This window comes from Rahnella sp. PD12R, from assembly GCF_019200965.1.
Taxonomy (GTDB): domain Bacteria; phylum Pseudomonadota; class Gammaproteobacteria; order Enterobacterales; family Enterobacteriaceae; genus Rahnella; species Rahnella laticis.
In genome coordinates this window covers 86,982-103,486 of record NZ_JAHTMS010000011.1, presented here as the reverse complement: position 1 = coordinate 103,486, position 16,505 = coordinate 86,982, and the positions used below count along the sequence as shown (strand labels likewise).

14 protein-coding genes are annotated in these 16,505 nt (G+C 54.1%); 2 read left to right on the top strand and 12 right to left on the bottom strand.

The features are described from left to right. Positions 1-69: 69 nt before the first annotated feature. The 6 genes from opgB to KWG64_RS20140 all read right to left on the bottom strand — a co-directional run bounded on the left by opgB (position 70) and on the right by KWG64_RS20140 (position 7,796). Positions 70-2,376 (bottom strand): phosphatidylglycerol--membrane-oligosaccharide glycerophosphotransferase, encoded by a 2,307-nt coding sequence (opgB, locus tag KWG64_RS20165; RefSeq protein ID WP_218522946.1) that lies wholly within the window; start codon positions 2,374-2,376, stop codon positions 70-72. Between the two features lie 421 nt (positions 2,377-2,797). Further along, on the bottom strand, positions 2,798-3,514 hold the full coding sequence (locus KWG64_RS20160) for an ABC transporter ATP-binding protein (RefSeq protein ID WP_218522945.1): 717 nt from the start codon (positions 3,512-3,514) through the stop codon (positions 2,798-2,800). Beyond that, positions 3,511-4,401 carry an ABC transporter ATP-binding protein gene (locus KWG64_RS20155; protein WP_195814497.1) on the bottom strand — a complete coding sequence of 297 codons (891 nt, stop codon included), beginning with the start codon at positions 4,399-4,401 and terminating at the stop codon, positions 3,511-3,513. Before KWG64_RS20155 ends, KWG64_RS20160 begins: the two co-directional genes overlap by 4 nt. After that, positions 4,398-5,687 carry a high-affinity branched-chain amino acid ABC transporter permease LivM gene (gene livM, locus KWG64_RS20150; RefSeq protein WP_218522944.1) on the bottom strand — a complete coding sequence of 430 codons (1,290 nt, stop codon included), beginning with the start codon at positions 5,685-5,687 and terminating at the stop codon, positions 4,398-4,400. Before livM ends, KWG64_RS20155 begins: the two co-directional genes overlap by 4 nt. Positions 5,688-5,696: 9 nt before the next feature. After that, a complete protein-coding gene (locus KWG64_RS20145; protein WP_218522943.1) occupies positions 5,697-6,611 on the bottom strand; it encodes a branched-chain amino acid ABC transporter permease LivH in 915 nt (304 codons plus the stop codon). A 60-nt stretch (positions 6,612-6,671) separates the two neighbouring features. After that, positions 6,672-7,796 carry a branched-chain amino acid ABC transporter substrate-binding protein gene (locus KWG64_RS20140; RefSeq protein WP_195814494.1) on the bottom strand — a complete coding sequence of 375 codons (1,125 nt, stop codon included), beginning with the start codon at positions 7,794-7,796 and terminating at the stop codon, positions 6,672-6,674. Positions 7,797-8,229: 433 nt separating this feature from the next. Here KWG64_RS20140 and KWG64_RS20135 point away from each other — a divergent pair, with 433 nt between their 5' ends. Continuing rightward, the gene (locus tag KWG64_RS20135) at positions 8,230-8,445 is read left to right on the top strand and encodes a YgdI/YgdR family lipoprotein (protein WP_195814493.1); all 216 of its coding nucleotides are present in this window, start codon (positions 8,230-8,232) and stop codon (positions 8,443-8,445) included. Positions 8,446-8,522: 77 nt separating this feature from the next. Here KWG64_RS20135 and hemB read toward each other — a convergent pair whose 3' ends face one another. The 3 genes from hemB to KWG64_RS20120 all read right to left on the bottom strand — a co-directional run bounded on the left by hemB (position 8,523) and on the right by KWG64_RS20120 (position 13,084). After that, positions 8,523-9,497 carry a porphobilinogen synthase gene (hemB, locus tag KWG64_RS20130; RefSeq protein ID WP_195822968.1) on the bottom strand — a complete coding sequence of 325 codons (975 nt, stop codon included), beginning with the start codon at positions 9,495-9,497 and terminating at the stop codon, positions 8,523-8,525. 214 nt (positions 9,498-9,711) lie between these two features. Continuing rightward, positions 9,712-11,811 (bottom strand): peptidase domain-containing ABC transporter, encoded by a 2,100-nt coding sequence (locus KWG64_RS20125; RefSeq protein WP_195814491.1) that lies wholly within the window; start codon positions 11,809-11,811, stop codon positions 9,712-9,714. Beyond that, positions 11,798-13,084 carry an HlyD family secretion protein gene (locus tag KWG64_RS20120; protein ID WP_195814490.1) on the bottom strand — a complete coding sequence of 429 codons (1,287 nt, stop codon included), beginning with the start codon at positions 13,082-13,084 and terminating at the stop codon, positions 11,798-11,800. Before KWG64_RS20120 ends, KWG64_RS20125 begins: the two co-directional genes overlap by 14 nt. A gap of 421 nt (positions 13,085-13,505) precedes the next feature. Here KWG64_RS20120 and KWG64_RS20115 point away from each other — a divergent pair, with 421 nt between their 5' ends. Further along, a complete protein-coding gene (locus KWG64_RS20115) occupies positions 13,506-13,697 on the top strand; it encodes a chemotaxis protein (protein WP_195814489.1) in 192 nt (63 codons plus the stop codon). Positions 13,698-13,761: 64 nt separating this feature from the next. Here the strand turns inward: KWG64_RS20115 and KWG64_RS20110 are convergent, their stop codons facing one another. From KWG64_RS20110 to KWG64_RS20100, 3 genes are read right to left on the bottom strand one after another with little or no spacing between them, the layout of a single operon-like run. Further along, on the bottom strand, positions 13,762-14,829 hold the full coding sequence (locus KWG64_RS20110) for a YcjF family protein (RefSeq protein ID WP_218522942.1): 1,068 nt from the start codon (positions 14,827-14,829) through the stop codon (positions 13,762-13,764). Next, complete coding sequence (locus KWG64_RS20105; RefSeq protein WP_195814487.1) at positions 14,826-16,223, bottom strand: YcjX family protein; 1,398 nt, start codon at positions 16,221-16,223, stop codon at positions 14,826-14,828. The genes KWG64_RS20110 and KWG64_RS20105 overlap by 4 nt, the downstream gene beginning before the upstream one ends. Continuing rightward, on the bottom strand, positions 16,198-16,449 hold the full coding sequence (locus tag KWG64_RS20100; RefSeq protein WP_101077026.1) for a phage shock protein PspD: 252 nt from the start codon (positions 16,447-16,449) through the stop codon (positions 16,198-16,200). Before KWG64_RS20100 ends, KWG64_RS20105 begins: the two co-directional genes overlap by 26 nt. Between the last annotated feature and the right edge of the window lie 56 nt (positions 16,450-16,505).

Sequence of the window (16,505 nt, the reverse complement as noted above, 5' to 3'; positions counted from 1 at the left end):
AAATTCGCGATCTGCGGCCATAAAAAAACCCGCCGAAGCGGGTTTTCCTCATTCCTGACATCAATACTTTTATGACTGCGGATCAACCGGCTGAACTTCCAGCGACACCATGCCGATGCCCAGTTTACGCGGCTGGAAACCACCGCTGGTACCTTCGGTCGGCTCGGTCGGTGACGGTGGCGTAATCACAATACTTTGCGCCGCGTCAGGGTTAGTGAACTGCACCTTCACAATGCCGTCCTGATCGCCAAAGGTCACAAACTGTTCCTGATCGCCGACGCGCACGGAAACCGGTTTGTCGATGTTATTGCCATACGCTCTGGCGCGGATAACCACATCAAACGTCGCTGGCAGCGGTTTCACGTAATCAATTTTCACCGACGGTGCCAGATTGGCATCTGACCAGCGCCCCCAGTTTTCAACCGAAGAAACGCCCGTAATGGCTTTCACCTGCTCAGGCAGGCCCGGCACCATAAACGCGATGGACGGCGACTGATAGGTGGTCGCTGCATCATCGATGTTCAGCGCAGCCAGCGTTTTCTGGTAAATCGCATTGCTGCCCGACGTATCTTTGGCGAAGTCGACTTTGCCTTTAAACGTATCACCGCTCACCTGCACGATAGACGGCTTCGCACCCAGGTTACCGGATGCCACGCACAGGCCGGTATTGAGCGACAGCTCCGGTGCCCAGACGCGGCCCATTTCATAGCATTTATCGACCCAGACGAAGTTATCGCTGGTCGCCAGACCGGCAAGCTGTTTCTTGAGCGGCGTCGACAGATACACATCAAACATCGGCTCGATTTTTTCGCCAGTCACTTTCAGGATGAACGGCGTTTTGATCGTCATACCGGAGAACGTGAAGCTGCTGTCTTTGTTGTTGACCGTGTAATTTTTAATGCTGTTCGGGAAGCCCCACTGTTTGATAACCGCCGGTTTCCAGGCATTCACTTTGTCATCAATATTGAGGAACTGCGCGGTCATGGATGTCGCGGAAAAACCGCTGCGCCCCAGGCCGATGTAGTTATCACCGCCCATGATATCAAGAACCGTGGCACCGTTATCAAGCGTACTGCGTTTCGCAGCATTCAGATCGCCAACCGGTTTACGGCCATCGAGCACAAAGAACAAGTCCTTGCGGTTTTGCTTGGTCAGAATGTTATAGGCAGTGTTGTTCATCGCCAGATGGTCGGAAGACACCACAATGATGGTGTTATCGAAATAACCTGACGCTTTAATCTTGTCGATAAACGCCGAAATCAGCTCCTGACTGCACGATACCGCGCTCAGCGACTGGTTGGATTTCCCGTTCACTTTATAGTCTTTGCGGGTGCAACCCCGGGAAATAAAGCCGTCCGGGTGATGCGTATCGACCGTCAGCGTGAAGAGCGAGAAAGGCTTGCCCTCTTTGCTCAGCGTGATGAATTTCTTGTAAACCTCGTCGAGCAGCGTGTCGTCATACCAGCCCCAGTCATTTTTGTATGCCGGGTCAGCCACGGTCGGGCGCAGTTCGTTGTAGCCATACAGATGATCAAAACCGTGAGATTTCAGGAATGTGCCTTTACCGGCAAACGCCAGTTCCGCACCCTGATAGAAATAGTTGGTGTAGCCTGCACCTTTCAGCACGTCGCCGAGACAGACGTTTTCCGGATAGAACGTGGCTAATGCGCTGGACGCATTGCCATCAAACGGGGCAAACAGCGGGATACCACACTGGGAAGCCACCATGCCGGCGATAGTATATCCGGTGCCGGGAACCTGTTTGGTATTCGTAAAATCAATACTTTGTGCTTTATGGCGGCTTAATTCAGTCGTCAGCCCGGGGAACACTTTGTCATCAAAATATGTACGTTCCAGACTTTCGCCATAGATGTAAACCAGATTCGGCTTTTTCGCGCCTTTCACCACTTTTTCCGGCACTTTGTAATACGTGTCGAAGTCCGCACCATTGCCGCTGATCTGCGTTTTGACCAGACGGGAAATATTCTGGAAGGCCTGCGTGGATCCGACCGAAAATACCGCCAGCACCACGGCCAGCACGCTGTAGACCGCGCTGCTGTTTTTAGCGCGACGCTGTTTCAGGCCCCACGCCAGCAGGGCAAATACGGCAATCAGACCGGCAAGTAAGCCGATGAATGGCAGAATATATTTGTTCAGCCCGGCGCCTTTCAGGCTGCTGGTGACGGTGTAAAGCACGGCGTCAGTGATGCCTTCGCCCGTAAAATAATTACTGCCGATCAAGACGACGTTGAGAATGACGTAAAGCCCGAGGAAAAACAGAACCAGCGAAAACCAGACACGCCCAGCCGACGCGCGGGTGACGTAGAGAAAGATAGAGGAAAGAAATAAAACAAAAGAAATTATCTCAGAAGCCATTTCAGCACCCTGTCTGATTAAACAATAAACGCTACGACCCATTTCTGCTTTTTTACGAGCAGCGCCGACGGTTCAACTCATCGAATGAATGACCCGTTCGCCATTCACTTCATCCTTGATCCTTGAGACAGGAAAATTCATGCCAAAAACGGACAGCGTTATATAGCCCGTTGTCCCCTGAGGGTCAACGCTTTAACACTGCGTCAGGTCATTGATTCGTCCTAAAAAACTCATCTTTAACAAATTTTTGATGGGTAACTCTGCATGATAACTCAGAAATTTAACTTTCCAGTCACCAATTTGTAAGAATTGCATGATAACGGAATACTGTGAGTGAAATGTGGAGGGGTGATGGAAATTGAGAAAATAGTTTAGCGGGAAGCCCGCAATACGCGGTATTACGGGCTTTGAAAGCGATAAATCAGATTCCTCCCAGATAGGCTTTACGCACCTCCTGATTATGCAACAATTCTTCCCCGCTTCCGCTCAGACGTATCTGCCCGTTGACCATCACATAGCCCCGGTCGGAAAGCTTCAGCGCGTGATGCGCATTTTGCTCAACCAGGAAGATCGTCATGCCGTTGCGCGCCAGCTCACGCAGCGTCTGGAAAATCTGTTTAACGATAATCGGTGCCAGCCCGAGGCTGGGTTCATCGAGCAATAACAGTTTCGGACGGCTCATCAGCGCACGCGCTATCGCCAGCATTTGCTGCTCACCGCCAGACATGGTCATCGCGCGCTGTTTCCGCCGCTCTTTCAGGCGGGGAAATAAATCGAACATAGTTTGCAAATCTTCCGCCGCATATTTATTTCCCACAGGAATGGTGCCCATCAGCAGATTCTCCTCAACGGTCATATCGGGGAAAACGCGCCGCCCTTCCGGCGACTGCGCAATCCCGGCCGACGCCACAAAGTGCGTGGATTTACGGCTGATATCTTCCCCGCGAAACAGAATCTGCCCGCTCTGCACGCGAGGCTGCCCGAAAATTGACATCAGCAGCGTCGATTTCCCTGCGCCGTTCGCCCCGATCAGCGCCACCGTTTCCCCTTCGTTAACCTGCAACGACACTTTTTGCAGCGCCTGAATCGCGCCATAAAAAACATCGACATCACGAAACTCCAGCATCGCGTTGCTCATAGGCTGACCTCATCTTCACTGGCACCCAGGTAAGCGGCGATCACTTTTTCATCGTTCTGAATGGCCTGCGGAACGCCTTCGGCAATCACGTCGCCGTGGTCGAGCACGATGATGTGGTCGGAAATTTCCATCACCATGCCCATATCGTGTTCAATCAGCAGCACGGTGATGTCGTGATGGTCTCGCAAAAAACGGATAATTTTGCTCAGCGTGCGCGTTTCAACCGGATTCAGACCCGCCGCGGGCTCATCCAGGCAAATCATTTCCGGCGCAGTACACATCGCCCGGGCGATTTCCAGACGCCGCTGTTGCCCGTACGACATTTCCCCCGCCAGCCGGTTGGCACAGTCCACCAGTTCCACCACTTCCAGCCAGTAAAATGCGCGATCCAGCGCCTGATTCTCCGCACGGCGGTAGCCCGGCGTATTCAGCACGCCGGCAATCAGATTGCGGTTAGTCTGCATATGCTGTGCCACCAGCAGGTTTTCGACGACGGACATTTCCCGGAACAGTCGGATATTCTGGAACGTGCGCGCCAGCCCCGCGCGGTTCACCAGATGCGTTCCGCCGAACATTTTGTAGAAAATCCGCTGCCCGAGCTGCGCCGGTTTCACCCAGTCACTGGCCTGAAATTTTTGCCCGAGCACCTGAATCACATTGGTCGTACGCCGTTGCGTATTGAGTAAAATATTGCCGCCGGTCGCCTTGTAAAACCCGGTCAGGCAGTTAAACACCGTGGTTTTCCCCGCACCGTTCGGGCCGATTAATGCCGTGATTGAGCCACGTTTCACCTCCAGATTGACGTCATTGAGCGCCCTGATCCCGCCAAAATGCATCATCAGATGCTGTACGCTGAGAATGTTGTCGCGACGCAGAGCCTCACTCATGGCGCGACTCCTTTACGCACGGTAAAGCCGCTGCGGCTGATGCGGATTAACCCGCGCGGACGCCAGATCATCATCACCACCATCAGCACGCCAAACAGCAACACGCGATATTCCGCAAAACTGCGCAACAGCTCCGGCGCGACCGTAAGAACAAACGCCGCCAGCACCACGCCGATGGTCGAGCCCATCCCGCCGAGCACCACAATGGCGAGGATCAGCGCGGATTCAAAAAAGGTGAAAGACGTCGGGTTAACGAATCCCTGATAGGTGGCAAAAAACACCCCGGCAATACCGGCCGTTGATGCGCCGAGCGTAAACGCCGAAAGTTTTACCAGCACATGGTTCAGCCCCATGGCCCGGCAGGCGATTTCATCTTCACGCAGCGCTTCCCACGCCCGCCCGATCGGCATCCGCGTCAGGCGATGTTTGATAAACAGCACCAGCAACACCACCAGAACCAGCACCGCGTAGATGAAAATAAACTTCATATTCGGGTTATAGGTCAGATGGAAAAATTCATGAAACGGCACGCCGCCCTCTTTCGCCCGCCTGCCGAATTCCAGCCCGAAGAATGTGGGTGGCGGCGCGGAAACGCCGTTCGGTCCGCCGGTAAACGACAACCAGTTGGTCAGCACCAGACGAATAATTTCCCCGAAACCGAGCGTCACAATCGCCAGATAATCGCCGTGCATCCGCAACACAGGGAAACCCAGCAATGCGCCCGCCAGTGCGGCCATCACCGCCGCCAGTGGCAACATTGACCAGAATCCGAGGCCAAGATACTGATAGCCCAGCGCCAGCCCGTACGCGCCAATCGCGTAAAAAGCCACGTACCCGAGATCTAACAAGCCCGCCAGCCCGACCACGATATTCAGCCCGAGCCCCAGAAGGACGTAAATCAGCCCTAAAATCGCGACGGTCAGAATGTATTTCGTGGCCACGAACGGGAAGAAAATCGCCAGCACCAGAATGAGCGGGATCACCCAGCGCAGGTTACTTTTGTAATCCGGCGGACGCACATAAACTCCGGCGCTGTCAGCCTCAAAACGCGCACGCATTTTCCGCCCAGCTGCCGTTTCTAAAAATGCGCTAAGCAGGAAACGTCCGAGCATCACCGCGGCGATAATCCATACCAGCCGCTGGCTGTGGAATGTAAAACTGTAGCCATCAAGCACAACGCCGACGACCGGGCCGAAAATAATCAGCGCCACCAGCCCGGCAAAAATGGCATCAAGCAGACAACGTTTGAGCGAAAAATCGCTCCTCATATCAGTTTGTGACGTCATTTTTTCCCCTCACACTTTCGTCACGACCGGACGACCCAGCAGGCCCTGAGGGCGGAAAATGAGGATCACCACCAGCAATCCAAACGAAAAGACATCTTTGTAATCCGAGTTCACCATGCCCGAGAACTGCGCTTCGGCGATCCCCAGAATCAGGCCGCCCAGCATCGCGCCCGGCAACGAACCGATACCGCCCAATACCGCCGCCGTGAACGCTTTAATACCGATGATAAAACCGGCGTAAAAATCAAACGTGCCGTAATTCATGGTGACCAGCACTCCCGCCAGCCCGGCCATCGCCGCGCCAATCATAAAAACCAGCGAAATAATGCGGTCTGTATTGATGCCGAGAATCGACGCCATTTTGCGGTCCTGCTGGACGGCGCGACACATACGCCCGAGCTTCGTATTGCTGATAATCCACGACAGCACCAGCATTCCGAGCAGCGAGGCCACCAGTATGAACAGCTTGGTGTACGTCATCTGCACAAAACTTTCGCCAATGTGGAAACGCACCGCGCCGTCCAGCATGGTCGGGATCCCTTGCTGGCGTGGTCCCTGGCTGATTTGTGCGTAGTTTTGCAGGATAAGCGACATACCGATGGCGGAAATCAGCGGCGCAAGGCGGGTGGAATTTCGCAACGGTTTGTAGGCAATGCGTTCAATCGCCCAGCCATAAACGCCGGTCACGACAATGGTGAACACCAGCGTGCCGAGGATCAGCAGCGGAAAGGAGTGCAGCCCGAAGAAGGAAAGCAGCGCCAGCGCGATGGCGCACAGGTACGCAGAAATCATGTAAACCTCGCCGTGAGCGAAGTTAATCATGCCGATAATGCCGTAAACCATGGTGTAGCCGATGGCGATCAAACCGTAGACAGCGCCGAGCGTGATGCCATTAAACAATTGTTGCAGAAAGAATGAATCCATAAATACGCAGTCTCTTTTTGCGACCGCGTTCAACGAACGCGGTCTTTGTCTGATATGGTTTTATTCCTTCACTTCCTGGTATTTGCCTTTGTCATCCCACTTATAGACTACGTAATCGGAAACCTTCAGATCGCCTTTGCTGTCCCAGGCTTTCTTGCCCATGACGGTATCGACGCTGTTGACTTTCAGCCAGGCGCTGGCTTTGGCGGAATCCGTACCGCCGGTGGCTTTGAATGCGGCAGCAATGGCCTGAACGGATGCGTAGGAGTAGAGCGTGTAACCTTCCGGCTCAAATTTACTGGCGCGGAATTTATCGATAACGGCTTTGCCGTCCGGGATCAGACGCGGGTCTTTGCCGAAGGTCATGAGAATACCGTTGGTGTATTGCGGGCCACCGGCAGCGGTCACCATTTCCTCATTGACGATACAGTCGCCGGAGAAGAAGGTCGCCTGAACGCCCTGCTCACGCATCTGACGGACTAACGGACCGGCTTCCGGATGGCAGCCGCCGAAGAACACCACATCCGGTTTTTGCGCACTGATTTTGGTCACCAGCGCGTTAAAGTCTTTTTCGCCGCGCGACAGGCCTTCATACATCACCTCTTTTACACCGCGTTTGTTGAGCGCCGCTTTGGTGGCGTCCGCCAGCCCCTGACCGTAGGTGTCTTTATCGTGGATGATGACCACTTTTTTGGCTTTCAGTTTGTCGATGATGTAATCGCTCGCCACTAATCCTTGCTGGTCGTCGCGGCCACACATGCGGAACATATCACTCATGCCGCGTTCGGTGATTTGCGGGTTGGTGGAGCCCGGCGTGATGGCGATAATTCCGGCGTCGTTATACACCTCGGAGGCAGGCATGGTGGAGGAAGAACAGAAATGCCCGACCACGGCCTGCACTTTATCCTGATCGACCAAACGGTTAGCCACCGCCACCGCCTGTTTCGGTTCGCAGGCGTCATCGCCCTGCACCAGTTTGATTTTCTCGCCATTAATCCCGCCTGCGGCATTAATGTCTTCGGCAGCCTGCGTGGCCCCGTGCCAGTACTGATCACCGTAAGTCGCATTCGGCCCGGTAAACGGCCCCGCAACGCCAATCACAATATCCGCATGTGCGGAGAAAGCGGTCACCAGACAACCGGCCAGCAACAAAGAGAGCGGACTTTTCATAAATTTCATCGACATCGTCATGATCCTTAGCACTGTGTTTGAGTAGAAACCTGAACTAAAAAGAAAATTCTGAAGCTTAATTTTGAAATTCACGGCTGAAGCCAAAAGACGAAAGGTTTCCCGAGGTTGAATCAAAAGTAAGAAACATAAGCAAAATATCTGCCAGTGTTTCCAATGCTCTGAGAATGTGTCGGGCTCTGTGAGTATAGATAGCGCTCAGCCCGCGTTACGGGCAACTGACAGAAACGACGACGGGATCACACCGCACTGCGCTGGTGCTGAAAAGCGACGAAAAAGAGGATAGCGAAACCGCGTGCACCAAAATGAGCCGTGATAAATCAGTCACTCAGTTCACACAATTACGCCTGGTGACATTTTTATCCTTTGCTTCTTGCGGCGGGTTGTTTTGTAATGCGGGCAGATGATTGCAACAGGAAACCACTGAACAATGAAGAGATTATCCTGCCTGACGGCGATAGTTCTGGCGATGACATTAACCGGTTGCGCTGGCGATTATGTGATACACACCAAAGCCGGCGACCAGCTTTTCGCCCACGGCGAACCCGACCGCGACCGCGATACCGGCATGACCAGCTACACCGACATGAACGGCGATTATCATCTGATGAATACCAATGATATTGCCGGAATTGTGAAGAAATAGGATTTTGACTGGCAGTGATTCAGGCATAAAAAAACCGGGCTTTCGCCCGGTTTGTCATTCTCAGCGTCAGCTGAAAATCAAATCCCCTGCTCGGCAATATCCATCGCAAAGTAGGTCAAAATGATATCTGCACCGGCACGTTTGATTGCGCCGAGGCTTTCGCGCACGACGGCGCGTTCGTCGATGGCACCGGCCTGCGCGGCGAATTTGATCATCGCGTATTCACCGCTGACCTGATACGCCGCCAGCGGCAGACGGGAGGCTTCGCGGATATCGCGGATAATGTCCAGATACGCGCCCGCCGGTTTCACCATCAGCGCATCGGCGCCTTCCTGCTCATCCAGCAGTGACTCGCGCACCGCTTCGCGGCGGTTCATCGGGTTCATCTGATATTGCTTGCGGTTGCCTTTCAGCACGCTGCCGCCCGCTTCGCGGAATGGCCCGTACATTGAGGATGCGAATTTGGTGGAGTACGCCATGATTGATGTATCAATGAATCCGGCTTCGTCCAGCGCGCTGCGGATGGCCTGAACCTGACCGTCCTGTGCGGCGGAAGGCGCGATAAAATCGGCACCGGCGGCGGCGGCAACAACGGCCTGTTTGCCCAGATTGATAAGCGTTGCATCGTTATCCACGCCGTGGTCGTGCAATACGCCACAGTGGCCGTGCGAGGTGTATTCGCAGAAACAGGTGTCGGACATCACAATCATTTCAGGCACGGTGTCTTTACAGATACGCGCCATACGGGCGACGAGACCGTTTTCATTCCAGGTGTCACTGCCGGTCGCATCCATGTGATGCGAAATACCAAAAGTCATCACCGAGCGGATACCGGCGCGGGCGTAGCGTTCAATTTCAAACGCCAGACGCGATTCGGGAATGCGTAAAACGCCGGGCATAGCTTCGATGGGTACGTATTCAGAGGTCTCTTCTTCTACGAAAATCGGCAGTACCAGATCGTTGACGCTAAATTCAGTTTCCTGAAAAAGAGTGCGCAGGGATTCGGACTGTCTCAGGCGGCGAAGGCGTGAGCTCGGGAACTGATTCGACATGAAAACTCCTAAAAATTAATCTGTTGCGCTGATATTTTTTAGAAACAGGAGCGCAGACAGTTCAGACGGCAGGAGGCAATGCAGCGCCGTCAGACGATGAAGCCCGCATTTTATAATAACTTTTAAACAAATGATGAACTTTCCGTGAGGAGATGTAACAGAGGCCGCATTTTTGGAAAGGCGATCCCCGTTCAGGGGATCGCCGGAGTGAGGATTAACCGAGTTTTATCTCACGATCGGCTGAGGCAATCGTCGATGGCCGGTGCGCGATAAATATCCGCGTGATATCCAGCTCGCTTATCGCCTGATTGATACGCGCTTCATTGTCGAGATCCAGATGGCTGGTCGCTTCATCGAGGAACAAAATGGCCGGACGGCGATACAACGCGCGGGCAATCAGCAGCCGCTGTTTCTGGCCGCCGGACAAGCTGCCGCCCAGTTCGCTGATAAGCGTTTCATAGCCCATCGGCATCCGTTCGATGTCGTCATGAATGTTGCAGCGCCGCGCGCAATCCATGATCCGCTCTTCGTCTTTTGCCTCATCAAAGCTGGCGATGTTCTCGGCGATAGAACCGGCGAAAAGCGTATCATCCTGTAACACACAGGCGATGCAGCTGCGGTAATTGTTCAGCCCGGCGGTGGTGATATCCATACCGTTGATCAGGATGCGGCCTTCGGTTGGTGAGAGTAAACCGGTCATAATTTTCATCAGCGTGGTTTTCCCCTGCCCCGACGGCCCGGTGATCGCCACACTTTCCCCCGCCGCCACCGACAGGTTCAGGCCGTTAATCAGCGGTGCTGAAAGGCTGTCGTACTGAAATACCAGATCCCGCACGTCCAGCGACGCCGCTTCGCCCGCCCGCAGCAACTCGCGCTCCGGCAGGGATTTCTCGGTATCCGTCAGCGCAATATCCGCGATACGGTCGCGATGCAGTGAAAGCATCCGCAGCTGTAACACCATGTTCAGCAGGTTCGCCGCGCGTTCGGAAAATTGCCCGCGATAGGTATTGAACGCAACGAACATCCCGAGCGTCATGTGCCCGTCGATTACCTGCGTTGCGCCCAGCCACAGCAGCGCGACCTGGTCGAGCGTGGCGATCAGCGTGTTCCCCCCGGTGAACATCATTTCAAACTTAGTTTTACGCACCGTCGCATTGGCGTTATCCACGTTCAGGTTGAGCCAGAAGTTGGCACGCGCTTTCGATAAACCGAGCGCTTTCAGCGTGCTGATGCCGTACAGGGTTTCCATAAAATGCGAACCGGCACGCGCGCCTTTCACGATTTGTTCTTCCGAAACCTGACGATAGGCGTTGTACGTCGTAAGGCGGAACACCACGTAAACGGCGGTAAACCCGAGGATCACCCAAATCAGCCAGCCACCGTAGAGCACCATCATCACGATCAGCCCGACCGACATAATGCCGTCGATAATGCTGTTCACGACGTTGGTGGTCAGCGTGGTACGTAAGGTATCGAGAGAGGCAAAGCGCGACTGAATATCGCCAAGTTTGCGCTTTTCGAAGTAATCAAGCGGCAGTTTCAGCAGATGGTCAAACAGCCGCGCTTTCCACTGCACGTCAATCAGCGTGCTCATGACCAGCGACGTCCAGGCGCGCAACATACTGACGCCGGTGCGGAAAATAATGAAGAACAGCAAACCGAGGCAAATCAGCGTCAGCAGATCCGGATCTTTCGCCGGGATCACGTGGTCCATCACCAGCTGCATCCCGACCGGCAGCAGCAGGTTGACCGATTCAATCATCAGTGACAGGCAGAAAATCTTGGTCAGCGCCGGCATCAGGCCGCTGACGTTGCCCATCATTTTGCGCAAGTCCAGCCGGACGCGCGGTTTTTCGCTGGTGAAACCGTTGTCCGGCCACAGCTCCAGCGCGACGCCGGTGAAGTGCTCCGACACTTCGCGCATACCCAGCGAACGCCGCCCGAATGCCGGGTCATGAATAATCACCTTGCCCTGTTTCACGCCAACCAGCACCACGAAATGGTTGAGATCCCAGTGCAAAATGCACGGCGTTTTCAGGGCATTCAGTTCGTCGATGTCCAGCTTCAGCGCGCGGGATTTCAGTTCATTGGCGGTGGCAATATCCATCAGTGTGCGCAGCGTTGCGCCACGCGACGAAATGCCATAGCGCTGACGCAGGCTTTGCAAATCAACGTGTTTGCCGTGATAGCCGCACACCATCGCCAGACAGGCCAGCCCGCATTCGGCGGCTTCGGTCTGAATAATTTGCGGCACCCGGTGGCGCCAGCTGAAATGCAGGCGGTCAGCCAGCTCGCGTACGTTATCGAGATTCATTGATTGGCCCCACCACGCTTTTCTTCATGCTGTAATACGGAGACAACATCCACTGATACAGCGGCCTTTTCTCCAGGAATAAGGTTGATTCGGCTTTCATGCCGCTGGATAAGTTCAGCGTTTCGCCGTGCCAGTTCATGGCTTTTTTATCCAGTGAAACAATCACTTTGTAATAGGGCCCGCTGACCGTACCGTTGGCCGTGCGCGGCGCGCTGGCGTAGGTATTCAGTTCCTGTCCGGAAACGGGTGCAGAAGAGATCGATTCGACCTTGCCGGGGAACTGGCCATATTTTTCAAACGGATAGGCTTCGTAGCGGATGTTGATATGTTCACCGGCTTTCACGTAAGGCACGCTTTCATTCGGCAGCCACGCGACCAGGAAGAACGGGGAATTTTTAGCAGGCACCAGCTGCGCCAGGCTGTCACCGGCATTAACCATCTGACCCGGCGTGACGCTCAGCGAGGAAATCTTGCCGGAAGTCGGCGCGGTAATTAGCAAAGAACCTTTTGCATCGGCCTGCGCCAGCTGGCGTTCCAGATCGTTACGCTGATAACCATATTGCGAAATCTGGTTATCAAATTCAGCCGCGCGGGTGACCAGCTCGCTGCGCAGGTTGGTTATCTGTAAGGCTTCCTGAATTGCCTGCGTGTTGAGGCTCTGAAACGAGGTTTGTTGCTGATAGAACAGGTATCGCTGGTTGTTCAGCTGGTCGGTATTGATCAGCCCTTTCTTCTGGTACGCGCCGTAGTTCTGCATGCTTTTTTTCATGGCGTCCAGCCCTTCCTGCGCGGAATCCACCATGCTTTGTGACACCTGATGCGCCTTCTGATACTGGTCGAGCTGCTGTTGCAGGTTTTCCAGCGTTTCCTGCTTATTGTGCTGAAGCTGCACAATAATGGCGTCAATTTGCTCACGTTGTTTTTTAATGGCAGCCAGCGTGGTGGTGCTGACATTCCCCGCCTGCGTCACCCGGCTGACGTCGATTTCATACAGCGGCTGGCCTTTTTTCACCGGTTTGCCGGTATCAACATACAAACCGGTAACCACGCCCTGTTCCGGGCTGAATAAATTGATGCTGTGCGGCTGAGTAATAATTTCACCGCTGACATTAATTCGTCGGGTGTAGTTTGCGAAGATTAGGAATATCAGTAGAGCCAATATAAAAATGGCCGTCAGTGAAGTCACAATCCATAAAGGCCACCCAGCGAGTAATAAAGCCTTACCCGTCCAGTGGTTTTGCTGATGATCATTCACCTCTTTGCGAAAGAGCATATTTTGTGATCCGGAAAAACAGAATCCCAAAAAGATAGCAGCCAGAAAACGGCCTGCCACCGCGATTACTCTGAAACAGGATAATCCTTTATTTTCATGATGAAATTGTCACCACTCAATATCATCGGAAGACATTGCATCAATCACCCGGAATTAATAATACCCAAAGTGAATAAGATTAATTTTTGTCCGGAAAATAAATTATTCAGATTTTATTAACTATTAATTAGCCTTTAAAACAACAGGTTAAACTCGACATTTCACTTAGGAGATTATTCCTAGTCTAATTTCAGTCGTGGTGCTCTAGGCTTAATCCCCGTGAAGACATTGCGTAGAAATTATCTCCATAGCATTACTCAATGTTTTCATCGCCCCCGGATTTTCGGGGACTTGCTTTAACAGATTAAAAGGAAGGCCTAAGATGAAACAATTAACAGAACATGATATTGAAATGGTTAATGGTGCGGGTTGGTCGGAAGATATCAATAAAGTTGCCGATCGCCTCTCAAACTTTGGTCAGGACGCGGTAAGTGACACCAGTAATGCGGTGAACAAGGCGTATTCACAAATTTCCGATGGTCTTGCTAAAGCACAGAACTATCTGACGACCTAGTAATTAAAGGTTATTCAGCGTAATTCAGGCCCCGCTCACGCGGGGCTTTTTTATATCTTAACGTTTAAACACCGGCTTTCGTTTTATCCGTTTTCACCATGCTGTTTTTCAGCTTACCGACCAGTTCCTTACGGAAATCGCCGAGTTTAGGTTTGTCACCTTCCAGCCACGGCAGCGGACGGCACAGTTCCATGGTTTTGATACCCAGACGCGCGGTCAGCAAACCGGCTCCGATACCTTGCGCAGCACGGGCAGAAAGGCGCGCCGCCAGATCCTGCGACATCCAGTCCATGCCCACTTCGCGTACCAGTTCGGACGCGCCGGCAAATGCCATATTCAGCAGCACCAGACGGAATAACCGGATGCGGCTGTAATAACCCAGTTCGATGCCGTAAAGCACCGCGATGCGGTTCACCAGACGCAGGTTTCGCCAGGCGATGAAGGCCATATCCACCAGCGCCAGCGGGCTGACGGCGATCATCAGCGCAGATTCCGCGGCGGAATGGCTGATTTCACGGCGCGCCTGCGCATCCAGAACCGGCTGGACTAAGCGGGCATAAAGCTCGACCACTTCGCGGTCGTTTTGCGTTTCATGGAGTGACGCCTGCCAGCGTTGCAATGCCGGGTGGCTGTTGTCCAGCCCGGCCTGCGCGGCCAGTTTCTCACAGAATGCACGCCCCTGCCCCAGCCCGTGGCTGTGCAGTAAATCCCGCGCCACATCACGTTCATCAGCGCGCTGACGCAGCCGGTACAGGCGACGCCATTCAGTTGCCACGGAACCCACGCCCGCAACAATAATCAGGCCGCCCGCCGTGCAGGCGCCGAGCGCCACCCAATCCTGCTGAACCCACGCCTGATGCACCCATTGCACGCCCTGCGCCACGACGCTGATACCCAGCACCGCAACGCCAAGACGCACAATTTTGCCCCATAAACTGCGGCGCGGTTTGAGCGCACGGCTGAGTACCGCTTCGGCTTCGCCCTCTTCCTGCTGTTCGTCGGTTTCGGCGGTCACCGGAATAAAACGTTCTGAAATCATTTCGTCAAAGGCCAGCGCCGGTTTGATCACCGGATCCGCAGGCGCTTTTAATTCCGTTTCAAAATCGATACGCGGTTTTATCGGTTCGCTCATCGCATTTTATCTCCCAGTAAAAACTCCATCACCGCATCCAGACGGATGTGCGGCAACGGCGTGTCCACGCTCATTTCGCGCGGACGAAACTCGTCAAAATGAAAACCCTGTTTTTGCCAGAACGCTGCGCCCGGCAAACGTGCAGGCACTTCGCCGGGAAACACCGTCAGCGGCGCGCCATCCTGTAAACGGTGGCCTTTCAGCGCTGGCAGACTTTGCCCCTGGTATTCCACCATGCCGGTTTCGGTCGCCTGAACGGAAGCCAGGCCAGCGCAGTCCATGCTGATGCCTTCAAAGGCCGCATTTTGCCAGGCTTCCTGCACCAGTTGCTGCAACAGCGAAACCAGGTTCGCATGCTGATCGCCGGTGATGTGGTCAGCTTTGGTGGCCGCAAACATCAGTTTATCGATGCACGGATTAAACAGGCGGCGGAACAGCGTGCGTTTACCGTAGTGGAAACTTTGCATCAGCTGCGTCAGCGCCAGACGCATATCGTTAAACGCCTGCGGCCCGCTGTTGAGCGGTTGCAGGCAATCCACCAGCACAATCTGGCGGTCAAAGCGGACAAAGTGTTCTTTGTAGAAACCTTTCACAATATTCTGGCAGTAATACTCAAACCGCGCGCGCAGCATGCCGAGATTGCTGTTTTTATCTGCCTGCGCCAGCTGTGCGTCGCTGTACTGATGCATTTCCGGCCACGGGAAAAACTGCAATGCGGGCGCACCGGCTAAATCGCCCGGCAGAACAAAACGCCCCGGCTGAATGAAGTGCAGGCCTTCGGTTTTGCAGCGGATCAGGTAATCGGTATACGCCTGCGCAATCGCGCCCAGCAGATTTTCATCGGCGGGTGCCAGCGGGTCGCATTGCTGGCACAGTTCCAGCCAGGGCTTCGCCCATTCAGCGCGATCGCCCTGTAACAGCCCCGCCATCTGGCGCGACCAGTCGAGATAATTTTGCTCCAGCATCGGCAAATCCAGCAGCCATTCGCCCGGATAATCGACAATTTCAAGATATAGCGTCGAGGTGTCTTTGAAGTGGCGAAGCAGGGAATCATTGGAGCGGTAACGCAGTGCCAGCCGGATTTCACTGACACCGCGCGTTGGCGTCGGCCACGCAGGTGGCGTGCCGTAAAGTGACGCCAGGCCTTCATCATAAGCAAAGCGCGACACGCCCAGATCACGCTGAGGAACGCGCTTTACGCCGAGCAGGCGTTCTTCCCGCGCAGCCGAAAACAGCGGCAAACGTGCGCCGCTGTGCATGTGTAGAAGCTGGTTAACGAATGCGGTGATAAAGGCTGTTTTTCCGCTGCGGCTTAAACCGGTGACGGCCAGCCGCAGATGCCTGTCCATCCCGCGATTGATCAGTGAATTAAACTCGTTTTGTAGTCTTTTCATTGCTCTCCCTGGCGTAGCGCCCAAACAGCGCGGTCAAAATTCGTTTAAATAACGGTTCTAATAGTAGTGCCAAAACGTACCTGAGTGGGCCTTTTCCCACCACGCCCAGCACACGCGCTGCCAGCCCGGCCGGGCCAAAGGTCAGCGCCAGCGTGATGACCACGCTGAGAATTTTGGAAAACCAGCTGCTCTTACCCGGCAGCGGGGAATTCAGGTAACGGGCCATAAGGTTTCCTTAAGCGGACGTGAGGGGAAAAATAGCAGCCGGAGCGTTGTCCGGCG

Coding starts and splice junctions, on each gene's coding strand:
- KWG64_RS20160 (WP_218522945.1), bottom strand. CDS start 3,514: ATGAGCAACGCGATGCTGGAGTTTCGTGATGTCGATGTTTTTTATGGC.
- livM (WP_218522944.1), bottom strand. CDS start 5,687: ATGACGTCACAAACTGATATGAGGAGCGATTTTTCGCTCAAACGTTGT.
- KWG64_RS20110 (WP_218522942.1), bottom strand. CDS start 14,829: ATGAGCGAACCGATAAAACCGCGTATCGATTTTGAAACGGAATTAAAA.
- KWG64_RS20100 (WP_101077026.1), bottom strand. CDS start 16,449: ATGGCCCGTTACCTGAATTCCCCGCTGCCGGGTAAGAGCAGCTGGTTT.
- KWG64_RS20115 (WP_195814489.1), top strand. CDS start 13,506: ATGAAACAATTAACAGAACATGATATTGAAATGGTTAATGGTGCGGGT.
- KWG64_RS20125 (WP_195814491.1), bottom strand. CDS start 11,811: ATGAATCTCGATAACGTACGCGAGCTGGCTGACCGCCTGCATTTCAGC.
- KWG64_RS20145 (WP_218522943.1), bottom strand. CDS start 6,611: ATGGATTCATTCTTTCTGCAACAATTGTTTAATGGCATCACGCTCGGC.
- KWG64_RS20140 (WP_195814494.1), bottom strand. CDS start 7,796: ATGTCGATGAAATTTATGAAAAGTCCGCTCTCTTTGTTGCTGGCCGGT.
- KWG64_RS20105 (WP_195814487.1), bottom strand. CDS start 16,223: ATGAAAAGACTACAAAACGAGTTTAATTCACTGATCAATCGCGGGATG.
- hemB (WP_195822968.1), bottom strand. CDS start 9,497: ATGTCGAATCAGTTCCCGAGCTCACGCCTTCGCCGCCTGAGACAGTCC.
- KWG64_RS20155 (WP_195814497.1), bottom strand. CDS start 4,401: ATGAGTGAGGCTCTGCGTCGCGACAACATTCTCAGCGTACAGCATCTG.
- KWG64_RS20120 (WP_195814490.1), bottom strand. CDS start 13,084: ATGCTCTTTCGCAAAGAGGTGAATGATCATCAGCAAAACCACTGGACG.
- opgB (WP_218522946.1), bottom strand. CDS start 2,376: ATGGCTTCTGAGATAATTTCTTTTGTTTTATTTCTTTCCTCTATCTTT.
- KWG64_RS20135 (WP_195814493.1), top strand. CDS start 8,230: ATGAAGAGATTATCCTGCCTGACGGCGATAGTTCTGGCGATGACATTA.